We start from the raw sequence: 13884 nt of genomic DNA on the forward strand, positions 1-13884 counted from the left end.
ATTAAAACCAATGTCCTAAAATTACACTGAAAACCCCATTATTTCTGTTTAATGAATGGCTGTAGTTAAGTTTGATCTGCCCGAATGGTGATTTGTAGCCTGCTGTTAAACCAGCAGAGGATTCAGAAATATGGAAAATATCATCTACCTGTATGTCATTGAAAAGATTGGCCAAACTTACGGTGGCATCAAGGTAATAATTTTTATAAATTTTAAACTGGGCAGTATTAGAAGCAGTTAAGAGGTTCGATGAATCCAGTTGCCCAAACTCATAGCCTTCAAATTTAGTAAAATTGCCTAAATTTTGGTCGAAAATTCCGCCGATCCGATATTGGTAAAATTTATTGATGTCATTTCCAATGGTTAATCCGGCGAAAAGCCCAATCCTGTAAGTCAGCCATCCGGAAAGTGGAAAGTTGATCTGGGATGTAATTTTTGTCTGGAAAGTGCGGCCTTGCTGTTCGTCGCTAAGCAGATCGAGGATTTTTCCTTCTGCATTCAGAACAAATCCTCTTGTCGGAAAGCTTTTGTCATCCTGCGTATCACTTTTAATGAATACAAAAGGATTCAGAAAGTTTCTGGACCCGGAGAAGTCTGCATTGCCGCTTATTTTGGACTCAAAATAATCGTGATTGATTCCGCCGCCGATCGCAAATTTATCGCGCCATATGGACTGTATAAAGGCTTCGTTGTGCAGCCAGTTCCAACTGTCATATACATTCGAATCAATATCCTTCAAATCAAGGGACATTCCGGAAGCATAGATTCCAAACCCGGGAATATAACCATTGTCAATAAAGTAATTGAAATAATACCGCGGCTTGTCACCCACAACAATGTCCAGTGAGACGGTAGAGTTTTTAAACAGCAGGCGTTTCGCAGTGGCATTCACCAGCAAACCTGTCTTGAATACTTCATCGTAATGAAGGCCGAATTTGACGAAAATTCGGGTGTCATCTTCAGTTACGTTTATTTTAAGGTAATTTTTATCGTTTTTCTGAATGATATCATAATTGATCAGTTTGTAATTATTCGTCGCATAAAGTTTATCAATCATTTTATTGATTCCTCCGTAAGTAAGGAGTGCGGGAAGTTTGAGGTTCATTTTTCCCGCGACATAGTTCTGTCCAAAAATTTCGTTGTTTTCCAGTACTAAACTGTCGATTTTATAAACATTCGAGTAAATGGAATTAATAGGAGCGCGAAGCAGATTTTCATCTTTTTTCGGAAGAAGCGAAAGTACCCGGGTGTACTTTTGTGCTTCTGCATAGCCGGAATCCAGAATGGCCTGCTTTGCATCATAACTTGTAGCGCTCATGCCCGTAAGATCAGGATGGATATTGATATCAGTGTATGCATACTGATTTTTGGTTTCTTTCTGAATTCCAAAATCAATGACCTGATTCAGTATATCAATGGCACTCTGTAAATTTGCGCGGTTTGCCAGACCCTGGCTTAAATCCACACCGATTACAATGTCTATTCCTTTATCTTTGAGTGGTTTGGAAGGGTAGTTGATGGTCATCGCCCCGTCTATATATAAGGAATCTCCAATTTTAACCGGATCCATCAATGAAGGGAATGCTGAACTGGCCATTATGGAACTTACCAAATCACCATTTTCGAAAACTTCCATTTTGCCGCTTTCCAGGTTGGTTGCAATGCACATAAACGGAATCGGTAATTTTGAGAAATCCTCTATTACGGAAACGTTTTTAAAGAGTTCCTTCAATAGATAAATGTTTTTCTGACCGGTTGAGATCGCTTTCGGCAAAAGATTGAACTTACCGTTCTTTACCGGAATGGTAAGAATATATTTATTAACAGATTTATTGAAAAAAGAGGTTTCCTGACGCGTTTTTTCATTCGCAATAATGGTATAAAAGTCAGTGTCGATGACTATTTTTTCGATTTCTTTTCCGGTGTACCCGGAAGCATAAAGGCCGCCAACAATAGCTCCCATACTGGTTCCCGAAATATAATCCACCTTTACTCCCAATGAGTCAAGTACTTTCAAAACACCAATATGCGCAAAACCTTTGGCACCGCCACCGGAGAGTGATAATCCGATTTTAGGATTTTTAGGGATTACAAAGCCTTCTTTAATCTGAGCTTTTATCGAAAAACTCAGGAGAACAAGAAAGGTAAAGATGTAAAGTTTTTTCATTAGTCTTTTATATAAATTCTTTTAACCCGGGATGAAATGGAAGTCAGGACTTCATAAGGAATGGTACCGCAATATCCGGAAAATTCCTCCAGGGTAGGGTTCGAATTGAAAATAATGACTTCGTCTCCCTCTCTGGCAGGATGGGTTCCAATATTAATCATCATCATATCCATACACACATTTCCGACAATAGGGAAAAGGGTTTTATTGATGCCCACTTTACCCAATTCATTACCGATCAGCCGCGGGATTCCATCAGCATAACCAACGGGAATCGTTGCAATACAGGTGTCATTTTCAGCACGGTATTTTCTGCTGTATCCTATAGAATCACCTTTTTTCACGGCTGAAATCTGCGAAATAACGGTTTTAAAACTTACCGCATTTTTCAGTTGCTTTTTGATTTTGGGATTAGCCGATATTCCTACCATTCCGATCCCGATTCTGACCATATCAAACTGACATTCGGGATAATTGACAATTCCCGAAGTATTCAGAATATGTCTTAAAGGATTGTAATTTAACCCTTTGCTTAATAATTCTGCACTTTTGCAAAAAATTTCAATCTGTTCAAAGGTATACTCTTTTTCTTCAGGTACATCAGAAGAAGAAAGATGACTGAAAACGGATTCCACTTTTACTTCCATCTTATTCAACTTTTGGATGAGTTCATCTAGGTCTTCTTCCTTAAAACCAAGCCTGTGCATTCCGGTTTCCAGCTTGATGTGGATGGGATATTTCTTTTGGATTCCCTTCTGCCTCAGTTGATGATAAAACAGCTCCAGAACCCTGAAGCTGTATATTTCGGGCTCCAGATCGTAATCAATAATTGTATCGTAACTGTGCTGCTCCGGATTCATGACCATGATGGGGACCGTAATGCCTTTTTTTCGCAGATCAGCACCTTCATCCGCAAATGCGACACCAAGATAATCAATATGGTGGTGCTGTAGAAACTCAGCCATTTCATAACCTCCCAAGCCGTAGCTATTGGCTTTTACCATCGCCATCATCTTTGTTTCAGGCTTCAGAAGCGATTTATGCACATTGATGTTATGCAGAACCGCATTTAGATTCACTTCCAGAATGGTGTCGTGTTTCTGTAGTTCGAGATAATTTTTCACTTTTTCAATCTCAAACTTTCTTGCACCTTTCAGTAAAATAAGTTCGTTCTCTATTTGATCAAGTTGATGACTGTCAATAAGTTCAGAAGTGCTATTAAAAGTAAAGGTTTCAGCTTCAAAAAGGGATTCATATTGAACTATTTCTTCGCCAACCAGAAAAACTTTGCTGAAATGCTGCGCATTGGTGAGTTGAGCGACTCTAAGATAAAGGCTTTCGGAATCTTTTCCCTCAACAAAATCGGTAAGGACCAGAGACTGCCTCTTTTTCTTATATTCTTTAATAAACTGGAAAGCGATCTTTAACGAATCGAGATCCAGGTTGAAGGAATCGTTGATGAGGACATTGTTTCTCAATCCTGTGACGCTTTCAAGCCGCATTTCCACTGGCCTTAGTGAACTTATTTTTTCTCTGATCTTCTCATTGTTTAACCCTAACTCTTTTAAAACAGCAATGATACAGAGCGCATTCGAAAGAGTCGCTTCATCCCGCTGGTAGATGGGAAGTATAATTTCTTCACCAAAATATTTGAAAGAGATCTCTGACTTTTTATTTTTCAAGTCTGTGTTGAGATGAAGATCATTACGGCTTTTGAAACCGTAGGATATTAATCTTTTGCTTGAAAACTCAACATTTATTCGATTAAAAACCAAGTCATTATCTCCATTAAAAATGATGGTGGTGCTGTTTCTGAAAAGGAGTATTTTATCCTCAATGAGTTCCTCTTCGGAACTAAAATTGGAAGCGTGTGCAGAACCGATATGCGTCAGGATTCCTATGTTGGGGGAAAATACTTCTTCCTGAAGTTTCATTTCGCCGGGTTTTGAAATTCCAACTTCAAAAATTCCAAGTTCGTGTTTTTCGTTGATTTCAAGTAATGACAGGGGAAGCCCGATCTGTGAATTGAAACTCTTCGGACTTTTAACCGTAGCAAACTCCCCAAAAAGACTCTGATACAGCCATTCTTTAACAATGGTTTTTCCGTTGCTTCCCGTTATGCCGATGGTTTGCAGGTTAAAACGGGTAAGATGGTATTTTGCAAGCTGTTTTAGGAATTGAATGGCGTCTCTAACAATAATCCATGTAATATCAGGTGTATCATGCAATTGATGTCGGGAAATGATGATTTTGATCCCTTTTTCAATGGCTGAATAAATGTATTTTTCACCTGAGTTTTTGGAAGTATTGAGGGCCAGAAACGCAGTATCTGCGGATGAATAGATCGTACGGCTATCAAACGCAATGTTTTTTACGCAGATATTGCCGTCTCCAATTAATTGTGAATCCGTAATTTCAGCAATTTCTCTGGTGGTATAGTTCATGGATGCTTCTTCAACATTTCATCATTAAAGACTTTTCTGCTCACCGCTTCATAACTTTCTGTTTCGCCCAATTGCACGAGATCGCGGCTTGCCGAAATCCGCATGGAATAATTGGCCAGATTTCCTGTTCTTTTGCAGATGGCATGAACTTTTGTTACATATTCTGCAGTGGCCATAAGGTTGGGAATAGGACCGAAAGGACGCCCCAGGAAATCCATATCCAGTCCCGCGATTACTACACGCACACCGTTGTTGGCCAGTTGGTTGGCTACTTCTACCACACTTTCATCGAAAAACTGGGCTTCATCAATCCCTACAACATCGCAATTGGATCCCAAAAGCAGGATTTCGCTGGGGCTTTCAACGGGAGTGCTCCGGATTTTGTTCTGATTATGGGAAACCACCTCAGCTTCGGCATATCGGGTATCGAGTTTAGGCTTGAAGATTTCCACGTTCTGTCCGGCCATTTCAGCGCGGCGCAAACGGCGGATCAGTTCCTCGGTTTTCCCCGAAAACATTGAGCCGCAGATCACTTCCATCCACCCGCTTTGTTTTGCGTGATTTATTGTATTTTCTAAAAACATTTGTTAAATTAGCCGTAATATTTAAGAATCAAAAATAAGGAATATAATAAGACTTATTATGCAAAACCTTCAGGATATACAGGAAAAGATTTTTTTTGAATCGAAAAGCATCCTCGAATCGCTTTCGAAAATCGCTTCCAGAGACGAGTTGCTGGCCAGACAGGATCTGTTTGCGGAGTTAAGTGACAGAATTGCATTTTTAAGGATTCTTGAAAAAAACAAAGAAGCTTTTGTTGCGGAGATTCCTGTGCAAAATGCAGTTATTAATATCACAAATCAACAGAATGAAGATTACCGCGATGAGCAGTACTTTGAAGATTTGCCGCACGAAGATGATGTGATTGAAGAAGAAGTGATGTTCACCAATGAACTGAATGATATCGGCAACAGAGAAACTTTTGTAGAACGTGAACAAGAGGAAAATGGAATAACTGAACATCAAGAACAGGAAAGTCTGACTTTCGATGATTTGGCTCCTGAAAATGTTTTCGGGACAGAAAATGAGGAAGCGATGGATTTAACTTCAGGTTTCTCAGATGAGAAAGAAATTACCGAGCAGGATATGCAGCAGGAAGATGAAGAAAAAGTCCGCAATGAAAAGGAATTTCTGGAAATGGAGGAAAACCGCAGAAAAATTATAGAGTTTGAGAGGGAAGAAACCGGAAACCCTCAAAAACCGCATCTTTTCGAGGATGAAAATGAAGCCGCACGTCATCATGCGGAAAAAAAATTCAAACTCGCCCACATAAAAGGACTTAAAGCAGTCCAGAATCTTTTCGATGAAGATCCGCTGGAGAATATCCGGGAAGAGGAACTGCGTAAACCAGAACAGAAAAGCGATTCGGGAAGCATTCTCAAAACCAATATTTCAACCGACTTTATGGAAGCGGAAAAGCGGAAACCCGATTTCCGACTGGATCTGAATGATAAAGTATCTTTCACCAAAATACTCTTTAACGGGAATGAAGAAGATCTGAAGTCCACTATAGCCAAACTGAATACCTTTGATAATCTGGAAGAAGCAAAACAATATTTAAGCGATACGTATTATCAGAAAAACTGGAGTAAGAATGATGAATTGGCGCAGCGGCTTTGGAGCCTCGTAGAAGGAAAATTTTTGTAGGATGAGTGAACTAAAGACCGGATCCGTTTCCGATTTTCAGCGTGTTTTCTTCATCGGCGTGGCCGGAGTCGGCATGAGTGCAATTGCCCAGTATTTAAAAGGAATTGGAAAGGAGGTGGCCGGGAGCGACCGCTATTTTCACCCCGATGAATATAATAAAACCAAGGACCAGCTCGAAGCCGAAGGAATTGAATGTTTTCTGCAGGACGGAAGCGGAATTTCTGAAAAAACAGATTTAGTGGTGGTATCAACTGCGATTGAAGACACGGTTTTCGAAGTACAGAAAGCAAAAGAACTCGGAATACCGATTATGAAGAGAAGCGAACTGCTTTCGGTGATCGCCAAAAGCAAAAAAACCATTGCCGTTGCCGGAACTTCCGGTAAATCAACGACCTCCGCGATGCTTTACCAGATTCTTCTGGATGCCGGTCTTGAACCGAGCATCATTTCGGGGGCCGGTCTCACGAGCATTATTAAACAGGGTAAAATCGGAAACGCTGCTGTTGGAAAAGGAGATTGGCTGATTATTGAAGCCGACGAAAGCGACGGTTCTGTGGTTCAGTACGAACCGGAAATCGGACTTCTTTTAAACGTTGATAAAGACCATCAGGAAATTGATGAACTGATGGAACTTTTCACGATATTTAAAAGCAACACGAAGAGCTTATTCATTGTAAATCAATCAAATACACTGGCCAAAAAACTCTCTGCCAATGCTGCAAATGATTTTGGTTTTGAAGATAAAAATGCGGGATTTTCCGCAGAAAAATTTAAGCAGGAAGGTCTGTCATTAACCTTTGAAATCCTGAACCAGAAATTTCATATGACTTCACTCGGGAGGCATTCCGTAGAAAATGCCGCCGCAGCGGTTGCGGTCGCAAACCAAATAGGAGTTGATCTGAAAACCTGCGCTGAAAGTCTGGCGAATTACGAGGGAATTTACCGCCGTCACCAGATTCTCGGGCAAAAAGAAGGAGTCTGGGTCATTGATGATTACGCACACAACCCCGCAAAATGCGCCGCCTCCATCAGAGCCTGTCAGCCTTTGGCTGAAAAAGTTATTGCGTGGTTTCAGCCGCACGGTTACGGTCCTACAAAATTTCTGAGAAAGGATTTTGTCGAGGAAATTGCCTTGGCACTCCGACCACAGGATGAAATTTGGATGAGTGAAATTTTCTACGCCGGCGGAACTGCCGTGAAGGATATTTCGGCAAATGATCTAATTGAAGACCTTAAAGCGAAAGGAAAAAGCGCTCATTTTGTCGAGAACCGCGATGATCTGCTGGAGGCATTGCGGCCTGAACTTAAAGAAGGAGCAGTATTGCTTCTAATGGGAGCGCGTGATCCGGGCCTTGAAGAATTCTGTAAAAACCTTTTTGAAAAACTATAAATGTCCGGAATTTTATACTTTGTTCCAACACCGATTGGAAATCTGGAAGACATGACTTTCAGGGCTGTAAGAATCCTGAAAGAGGTGGATTATATCCTGTGCGAAGACACGCGGACTTCCGGTGTTCTTCTGAAACATTATGAAATAGCTAAACCGCTGAAATCATATCATTTACACAACGAACATCAGACGACGCAGAAGGTCATTGATGATTTGAAAAACGGACAGGACATTGCCATCATCACCGATGCAGGAACCCCCGGAATTTCGGATCCGGGATATCTGTTGGCAAAAGCGGTTTCTGACGAAAATATGGAAATGCAGTGCCTTCCCGGAGCCACCGCTTTTGTACCGGCTTTGGTCGTTTCAGGCCTGCCGAACAACGAATTTCTGTTCGCGGGATTTCTGCCCCAGAAAAAAGGAAGACAAACCAAGCTCAAACAGCTTGCAGAAGAGAAAAAAACCATAATTTTGTACGAAAGCCCGCACAAAATCAATACGACTTTGGAACAGATCCTGGAATTTTTCGGCGACGGAACCAAGGTCAGCCTGAGCCGTGAGATTTCCAAAAAGTTCGAGGAAACCAGGCGCGGCACCATCACCGAACTCATTGAGTTCTCAAAAAGCAAAACATTAAAAGGAGAAATTGTTCTTATCATCAACAATTCGGTTTAAATTAAAAAATATGGGATTATTAGAAGGAAAAGTAGCGCTCATCACCGGCGGCTCAAGAGGAATAGGAAAGGGAATAGTGGAAACTTTTGCCAAAGAGGGCGCACAGGTGGCCTTTACTTATGCCGGATCAGTGGAAAAAGCGGCTGAACTTGAAAAATCATTGAGTTCAACAACAAAGATAAAAGGGTACCAGAGCGATGCATCTGATTTTGATGCCGCACAGAAACTTGTGGACGATGTAATCGCAGAATTCGGGAAAGTGGATATTCTGATCAATAATGCCGGAATAACACGTGATAACCTGCTTTTGAGAATGAACAAGGACGACTGGGACATCATTATGAAAACCAACCTTGATTCGGTTTTCAATCTTACAAAAGCAGTGATCAAACCAATGATGAAAGCCAGAAACGGATCTATCATCAACATGTCATCGGTTGTAGGTATTCAGGGAAATGCAGGTCAGGCGAATTATGCGGCCTCAAAAGCCGGCGTAATCGGATTTACAAAATCGGTGGCCCTGGAACTGGGTTCCCGAAACATTCGCTGCAACGCGATTGCGCCCGGATTTATTGAAACCGAAATGACCGCAGCGCTGGACGAAAAAGTAATCGAAGGATGGCGAAACGACGTTCCGATGAAACGTGGCGGAAAACCTGAAGATGTAGCCAACGCATGTGTATTCCTCGGAAGCGACCTTTCGGGCTATATTACGGGACAGGTCCTGAACGTTTGCGGCGGACTCCTCACCTGATCATTGATTTAAAATATAAAAAGGCTTTTTCAAGGCCTTTTTTTGATTTGACTATTTAAAATATGTAACATAGTGCCGGCTTCGGGTACTTATCTGAAAAACAAATACGATGGAGGAACTCATTAATATCAGGATTTCTGAATTTCAGTTTTCAAAACGGCATGAGAAAATCTTTGAGGATACCGGCTTTACCCTGAACAAAGGTGAGATCGTCGGCGTAACAGGAGTGAACGGTACCGGAAAATCTACTTTGCTGAATCTGATTCTAGGCTTTATCAAGTCAGGAAATGTAAACTGCAGACTTAATGCGGAATTCTCTTATCTCGGCGACAGTGTAGGCTTCCATCCCAACCTCGATTATATTACCCATAAAGAATTTTTCAGAAATCTGGTGGGCGAACATTACACCCCTTTTGAATTCTTCGACCTGAAGCAGGAATACCGCGAAAAGCAGTACCGCCATTTATCTTTAGGAAATAAAAGCAAGGCGCGCATCAACCTCTCCCTTTATCAGCCGTATGCGGTGATGGACGAGCCTACAGAAGGGCTGGATGCGGATTCCCGACTGCTTTTCATGGAAAAAATTAAAAAAAATGTCACAAGCGGACTTCTGGTTTCGCATGATGCCGATTTCATCAATGAAGTCTGTACCCATAAAGTCGTGCTCGAAAATCATAAAATCTCCGAAAAAATAAAACTCTAACCATGGATTTGAATATTTTTAAAAGCGTTTGGGCATCTACATTCAAAGGCCGTTATTTCTGGGTGAGTTACCTTGTCATCACCTTTCTCCTCATCCTTTCCATTGGTGGTATTTCCTACGCACAGCACGAAAGCGGCGGCGGAAAAGGAGAATGGAAAAGCCTCTGGCTGAACGGCGGCTGGAACATGCTCTTTATTTTTGTGGTGGGTTTCGCACAGGTGCAGCTCATCAAGAATAAATTCGGGAATCTGGTCTGGAAGAATTCCTCGGAATTTCTGAAATTTTTCTCCTATTTCTTCATTCAGATCCTGCTCTATTCCCTTTTGTATCTTGTGACGATAGGTATCATTCAGCAGGTTTTTGCGCTGATCTTTTACCAGTCTCCGATTGCGTATAATATTGAAATCCTTAAAGCTTTTCTCGGCATTTTATCCACCGGGCTGATCACAGGCGCTTTTGTGTGGCTGATTCCCTCCATCTGGACGATTATTGTGCTCTATCTGCTTTTTCAGTTCAATGGAGTGGTGGTCATGCTTATCGATAATTTCTTTCCGAAATTCGACTGGGTCATTGCATTGCTGCCGAGCAATTATGTGGATAAACTGGGAAGCATTCAGGCGTGGGAATGGTACGAATATGTAGTGTTTTTCGCATATCTTGTGCTTTCGCAGCTGGTATTGGTATACCGTTACAATAAAATCTGGAAATTCAATTAAAATGAAAAATTATCTCACCATATTTATCACGTCCGCTTTTATCTTAGGGTTGGTATTTTTTGTCAATCAGTATACAAAGCCGGATCTGAAGTCCTATCCGACGCGCGGATTGGTGTACATCAACGTTTGGGAAGAATGGTGCAAGCCGTGCATCGCCGAACTTCCGGAACTCCAGAAACTTCAGGACCGTTATGTAACGGTGAAGTTTATTCTGCTGAGTGATTCTAAAGACACTGAACAAGCAAAAAACCTTTTGAAGAAACTGAAAATTGATGGTTTTAAGGAAATCTACGATACAGAAAAACAGACCGAAATCGCCGGGATATTTAGCGGTTCTGACGTTGGAGTTGTGCCGAAACACATCATCATCAACGACGGAAAAGTGGTCTACAAATCAGTAGGTTCGGGTCCTGAAGTGATTAAAGAAATCGAAAAGGTTTTTAGAGAAAACCATGCAGTGATGGTAGAATCTTCCGGAAAGGACTCTGTCTCCGTGAAAAAAGAGGTTTTTTAGTTAACTCCTTTTATTTCAACTCTTTTTCAAAGCATAACGAATTCTCAACACCGGCGTAAGGTCCGTAATTTTCAGTACGGCGGTAAGTTTTTTCGTACAGTCTGATGGCTTCGGTCTGACCAATTCCGGTTTCCAGAATTACCCGCCCAAATCCGAGTTCTGCAGCCCATTTTTCGAGCTCCGAAAGAAGGGCAGAAGCGAACCCTTTTCCGCGGAATTCCGGAATGACAAACATGCGCTTTACTTCTACAGATTTTTCGCTATAAGGTTTAATGGCACCACAACCTACAGCATTTTCTTCATCATATAAAAGAACGCAGTGCTTCAGCATATCAATCCCGTTAAACTGGTCGTAGAAGGCATGGTCTTCACCATCCATAAACGCTAGATATTCATCCAACATTTTAACGAGCTGAATAAAATCCCGGTTTTCTGAAGTGGTACGGATAAGCTTCATATTGAGTGCAGAATTGATGATTCTTTGTAAGTTTTATAACTTATTTCCGTGTATGGGACAGTACACATAGTTTCCCGGCAATAATTTTTGGTCTACGGGACAGGTCTTTTCTGTCATCATAGAGATCAAAGGAAGGTCCCACCGAAAAACCTCATTTTTGACCTCCAGACGAAAACTGCCTGGTTTTCTGGGGTCTATAATCATCTTTCCGTCCGTCTTATTATTATAGACAAAAAATGTAAGTCCGGAACCCATTTTACCCAGCATTTGAGTAAACAGGGGTTTCAGAATGTCATTGATAATTGTGAGAACTTTTTCATCAATTTGCGATTCGTTTAAGGGTTGAACTCGCTGTCCCTGAAGACCGTAAAGCACAACACCCTTGCTCAGGCTGTTCACTTTAAAATCTACTGTATCTTCCGGAGAATCTAAGGTATAATCTCCAGCCACGATTATGGTGTAATCATCCAGCAGGGTTGTAATCACAGCAATCTGTTCCTCTGTTGCGCGTCCGGTTTCTCTAATAGCTACCTGCCAGTAATCGGATGGAATCCACCACACTATTTTCATATTGTTCTGAATCTGCGTGATCTTCTGAATCTCGTCAAGCATTTTGTCTGCCTGAGTTTTTTCCTGAGAAAACAGTTGGAGTGCCGCGAAGAGACTGAACAGAAATACAATTTTTTTCATATATTTTACTGATTTGTTAATTCCCGAAAACTTCATTATGCTGTTCCGCGACACGGATAAAAGTGGTGCGCTTTGACAGTTCTTTCAGCTGGGAAGCACCAACATACGTGCACGTCGAACGCACGCCGCCCAAAATGTCTTTCACCGTCTCAGCAACTGCGCCTTTGTACGGCACTTTCACGGTTTTTCCTTCTGAAGCGCGGTATTCAGCCACGCCGCCGGAATGTTTGTCCATCGCGGTCTGTGAACTCATGCCGTAAAAAAGCCTGAATTTTTTGCCGTTTTCCTCTACCAGATCTCCGCCGCTTTCTTCGTGGCCGGCAAACATTCCGCCCAGCATCACAAAATCGGCACCGCCGCCGAAAGCTTTCGCAACATCGCCCGGAATCTTGCATCCGCCGTCTGAAATAATATGTCCGCCAAGTCCGTGCGCTGCATCGGCACATTCAATAATTGCGGAAAGTTGTGGATAACCGACGCCGGTCTTGATCCGTGTTGTACACACCGAACCCGGCCCGATTCCCACTTTAATGATGTCGGCACCGGCGAGGATGAGTTCTTCCACCATTTCTCCGGTCACCACATTGCCGGCAATAATGGTTTTGGTCGGGAAAGTTTTCCTGATTTTCTTTACAAATTCCACGAAATGCTCGGAATAACCGTTCGCCACATCGATGCAGAGAAATCCGATTTTTGGATGCTGCTCCACGATCTGACTGATCTTCTCTTCGTCATTTCTTCCCGTACCTGTGCTCAGCGCAATGTAGTCGTAGATGGAATCCGGCTGACTGTTCAGGAAATTATTCCATTCTTCCGGCGTATAATGTTTGTGGATCGCAGTAATGATTTTATCTTTTGCGAGGGCTTCGGCCATTTCAAAAGTCCCCACCGTATCCATATTCGCGGCGATAATCGGCACGCCGGTCCATTTTTTACCCGAATTCACGAATGTAAAAGTCCGTTCGAGACTCACCTGCGACCGCGATTTCAGGGTAGAACGTTTCGGGCGGATCATGACATCCTTGAAACCCAGTTTTATTTCGTATTCAATGCGCATATCTGATAATTTATAGGGATAAATGTATAAAAATTAAAGCGGAACCAAGTAACACTGCAAAACGACGGACATCTGCCCGCCGTTAAGGAATGTGGAGGACTTGTAAATCCTGTTCTGAAAGTATTCGTTAAGACTGTAGATGCCTTATTTCTCTTTGCTTTCTTCCCGCAACGGGGCGTCAACAGGTTCCCAGAGCTCAATCTTGTTCCCTTCAGCATCCATAATGTGGATGAATTTGCCGTAATCATAGGTTTCCATTTCGTCAAGGATGGTCACGCCGTTTTCTTTCAGCTTTTTCACAAGGCCTTCAAGATTCTGCACTCGGTAGTTGATCATAAATTCCTTTTTCGAGGGCGAAAAATATTCGCTGCCTTTTTTAAAGGGGCTCCACTGCAGGATGTTGATTTCGTCCGGCTTTGTCATGTTTCTGGATTCAAAGCTGGCACCGTAATCGTTCGTATCGATCCCGAGGTTCTTCTGGTACCATTCACGCGTTACTTTCGGGTCTTCAGAAAAAAAGAAAATCCCGCCGATTCCGGTCACTTTAGGAGTATCGTCCGGAGAAACATGATTGGTGGTGTGGTTGTTTTGTTCTTCCATGGCTTGTTGT

14 protein-coding genes are annotated in these 13884 nt (G+C 42.1%); 7 read left to right on the forward strand and 7 right to left on the reverse strand.

Going from position 1 to position 13884, the window contains the following annotated elements:
- Position 1 precedes the first annotated feature (1 nt).
- Genes FUA25_RS08970 through FUA25_RS08980 form a run of 3 tightly spaced genes read right to left on the reverse strand, consistent with a single transcriptional unit; the run spans position 2 to position 5195 of the window.
- The gene (locus FUA25_RS08970; RefSeq protein WP_147756576.1) at positions 2-2167 is read right to left on the reverse strand and encodes a patatin-like phospholipase family protein; all 2166 of its coding nucleotides are present in this window, start codon (positions 2165-2167) and stop codon (positions 2-4) included.
- The gene (locus FUA25_RS08975) at positions 2167-4611 is read right to left on the reverse strand and encodes a bifunctional UDP-N-acetylmuramoyl-tripeptide:D-alanyl-D-alanine ligase/alanine racemase (protein WP_147756577.1); all 2445 of its coding nucleotides are present in this window, start codon (positions 4609-4611) and stop codon (positions 2167-2169) included. Before FUA25_RS08975 ends, FUA25_RS08970 begins: the two co-directional genes overlap by 1 nt.
- Positions 4608-5195 carry a thymidine kinase gene (locus FUA25_RS08980; RefSeq protein ID WP_147756578.1) on the reverse strand — a complete coding sequence of 196 codons (588 nt, stop codon included), beginning with the start codon at positions 5193-5195 and terminating at the stop codon, positions 4608-4610. The genes FUA25_RS08975 and FUA25_RS08980 overlap by 4 nt, the downstream gene beginning before the upstream one ends.
- Before the next feature lie 58 nt (positions 5196-5253).
- On the opposite strand from FUA25_RS08980, the gene FUA25_RS08985 reads away from it, so the two are divergent.
- The 7 genes from FUA25_RS08985 to FUA25_RS09015 all read left to right on the forward strand — a co-directional run bounded on the left by FUA25_RS08985 (position 5254) and on the right by FUA25_RS09015 (position 11070).
- Positions 5254-6318, forward strand: a complete 1065-nt coding sequence (locus FUA25_RS08985) for a hypothetical protein (RefSeq protein WP_147756579.1) — start codon at positions 5254-5256, stop codon at positions 6316-6318.
- 1 nt (position 6319) lies between these two features.
- A complete protein-coding gene (locus FUA25_RS08990) occupies positions 6320-7708 on the forward strand; it encodes a UDP-N-acetylmuramate--L-alanine ligase (protein WP_147756580.1) in 1389 nt (462 codons plus the stop codon).
- Positions 7709-8383 (forward strand): 16S rRNA (cytidine(1402)-2'-O)-methyltransferase, encoded by a 675-nt coding sequence (rsmI, locus tag FUA25_RS08995; protein WP_147756581.1) that lies wholly within the window; start codon positions 7709-7711, stop codon positions 8381-8383.
- Positions 8384-8393: 10 nt separating this feature from the next.
- Entirely contained in the window at positions 8394-9137 is a 744-nt protein-coding gene (gene fabG, locus FUA25_RS09000; RefSeq protein ID WP_147756582.1) for a 3-oxoacyl-[acyl-carrier-protein] reductase, read from the forward strand.
- A gap of 109 nt (positions 9138-9246) precedes the next feature.
- Entirely contained in the window at positions 9247-9840 is a 594-nt protein-coding gene (locus FUA25_RS09005) for an ATP-binding cassette domain-containing protein (protein ID WP_147756583.1), read from the forward strand.
- Between the two features lie 2 nt (positions 9841-9842).
- The gene (locus FUA25_RS09010; protein WP_147756584.1) at positions 9843-10556 is read left to right on the forward strand and encodes a hypothetical protein; all 714 of its coding nucleotides are present in this window, start codon (positions 9843-9845) and stop codon (positions 10554-10556) included.
- Position 10557: 1 nt separating this feature from the next.
- Positions 10558-11070, forward strand: coding sequence for a TlpA family protein disulfide reductase (locus FUA25_RS09015; RefSeq protein ID WP_147756585.1), 513 nt, complete (start codon positions 10558-10560; stop codon positions 11068-11070).
- A gap of 10 nt (positions 11071-11080) precedes the next feature.
- Here the strand turns inward: FUA25_RS09015 and FUA25_RS09020 are convergent, their stop codons facing one another.
- The 4 genes from FUA25_RS09020 to FUA25_RS09035 all read right to left on the reverse strand — a co-directional run bounded on the left by FUA25_RS09020 (position 11081) and on the right by FUA25_RS09035 (position 13874).
- Positions 11081-11527 carry a GNAT family N-acetyltransferase gene (locus FUA25_RS09020; RefSeq protein ID WP_147756586.1) on the reverse strand — a complete coding sequence of 149 codons (447 nt, stop codon included), beginning with the start codon at positions 11525-11527 and terminating at the stop codon, positions 11081-11083.
- Positions 11528-11560: 33 nt separating this feature from the next.
- Positions 11561-12217, reverse strand: coding sequence for a hypothetical protein (locus FUA25_RS09025; RefSeq protein ID WP_147756587.1), 657 nt, complete (start codon positions 12215-12217; stop codon positions 11561-11563).
- 16 nt (positions 12218-12233) lie between these two features.
- The gene (locus tag FUA25_RS09030) at positions 12234-13274 is read right to left on the reverse strand and encodes a GMP reductase (protein ID WP_147756588.1); all 1041 of its coding nucleotides are present in this window, start codon (positions 13272-13274) and stop codon (positions 12234-12236) included.
- Positions 13275-13418: 144 nt separating this feature from the next.
- Positions 13419-13874, reverse strand: a complete 456-nt coding sequence (locus FUA25_RS09035; RefSeq protein WP_147756589.1) for a VOC family protein — start codon at positions 13872-13874, stop codon at positions 13419-13421.
- Positions 13875-13884: the final 10 nt, after the last annotated feature.

The sequence above is a fragment of the Chryseobacterium sp. genome, assembly GCF_008014695.1.
Taxonomy (GTDB): domain Bacteria; phylum Bacteroidota; class Bacteroidia; order Flavobacteriales; family Weeksellaceae; genus Kaistella.

What these genes read in the sequence shown, in the direction of transcription:
- FUA25_RS09035 (WP_147756589.1), bottom strand. Translation starts at nt 13,874, where the DNA reads ATGGAAGAACAAAACAACCACACCACCAATCATGTTTCTCCGGACGAT.
- FUA25_RS08985 (WP_147756579.1), top strand. Translation starts at nt 5,254, where the DNA reads ATGCAAAACCTTCAGGATATACAGGAAAAGATTTTTTTTGAATCGAAA.
- FUA25_RS08975 (WP_147756577.1), bottom strand. Translation starts at nt 4,611, where the DNA reads ATGAACTATACCACCAGAGAAATTGCTGAAATTACGGATTCACAATTA.
- fabG (WP_147756582.1), top strand. Translation starts at nt 8,394, where the DNA reads ATGGGATTATTAGAAGGAAAAGTAGCGCTCATCACCGGCGGCTCAAGA.
- FUA25_RS09015 (WP_147756585.1), top strand. Translation starts at nt 10,558, where the DNA reads ATGAAAAATTATCTCACCATATTTATCACGTCCGCTTTTATCTTAGGG.
- FUA25_RS09025 (WP_147756587.1), bottom strand. Translation starts at nt 12,217, where the DNA reads ATGAAAAAAATTGTATTTCTGTTCAGTCTCTTCGCGGCACTCCAACTG.
- FUA25_RS08990 (WP_147756580.1), top strand. Translation starts at nt 6,320, where the DNA reads ATGAGTGAACTAAAGACCGGATCCGTTTCCGATTTTCAGCGTGTTTTC.
- FUA25_RS09020 (WP_147756586.1), bottom strand. Translation starts at nt 11,527, where the DNA reads ATGAAGCTTATCCGTACCACTTCAGAAAACCGGGATTTTATTCAGCTC.
- FUA25_RS09010 (WP_147756584.1), top strand. Translation starts at nt 9,843, where the DNA reads ATGGATTTGAATATTTTTAAAAGCGTTTGGGCATCTACATTCAAAGGC.
- FUA25_RS09005 (WP_147756583.1), top strand. Translation starts at nt 9,247, where the DNA reads ATGGAGGAACTCATTAATATCAGGATTTCTGAATTTCAGTTTTCAAAA.
- FUA25_RS09030 (WP_147756588.1), bottom strand. Translation starts at nt 13,274, where the DNA reads ATGCGCATTGAATACGAAATAAAACTGGGTTTCAAGGATGTCATGATC.
- rsmI (WP_147756581.1), top strand. Translation starts at nt 7,709, where the DNA reads ATGTCCGGAATTTTATACTTTGTTCCAACACCGATTGGAAATCTGGAA.
- FUA25_RS08970 (WP_147756576.1), bottom strand. Translation starts at nt 2,167, where the DNA reads ATGAAAAAACTTTACATCTTTACCTTTCTTGTTCTCCTGAGTTTTTCG.
- FUA25_RS08980 (WP_147756578.1), bottom strand. Translation starts at nt 5,195, where the DNA reads ATGTTTTTAGAAAATACAATAAATCACGCAAAACAAAGCGGGTGGATG.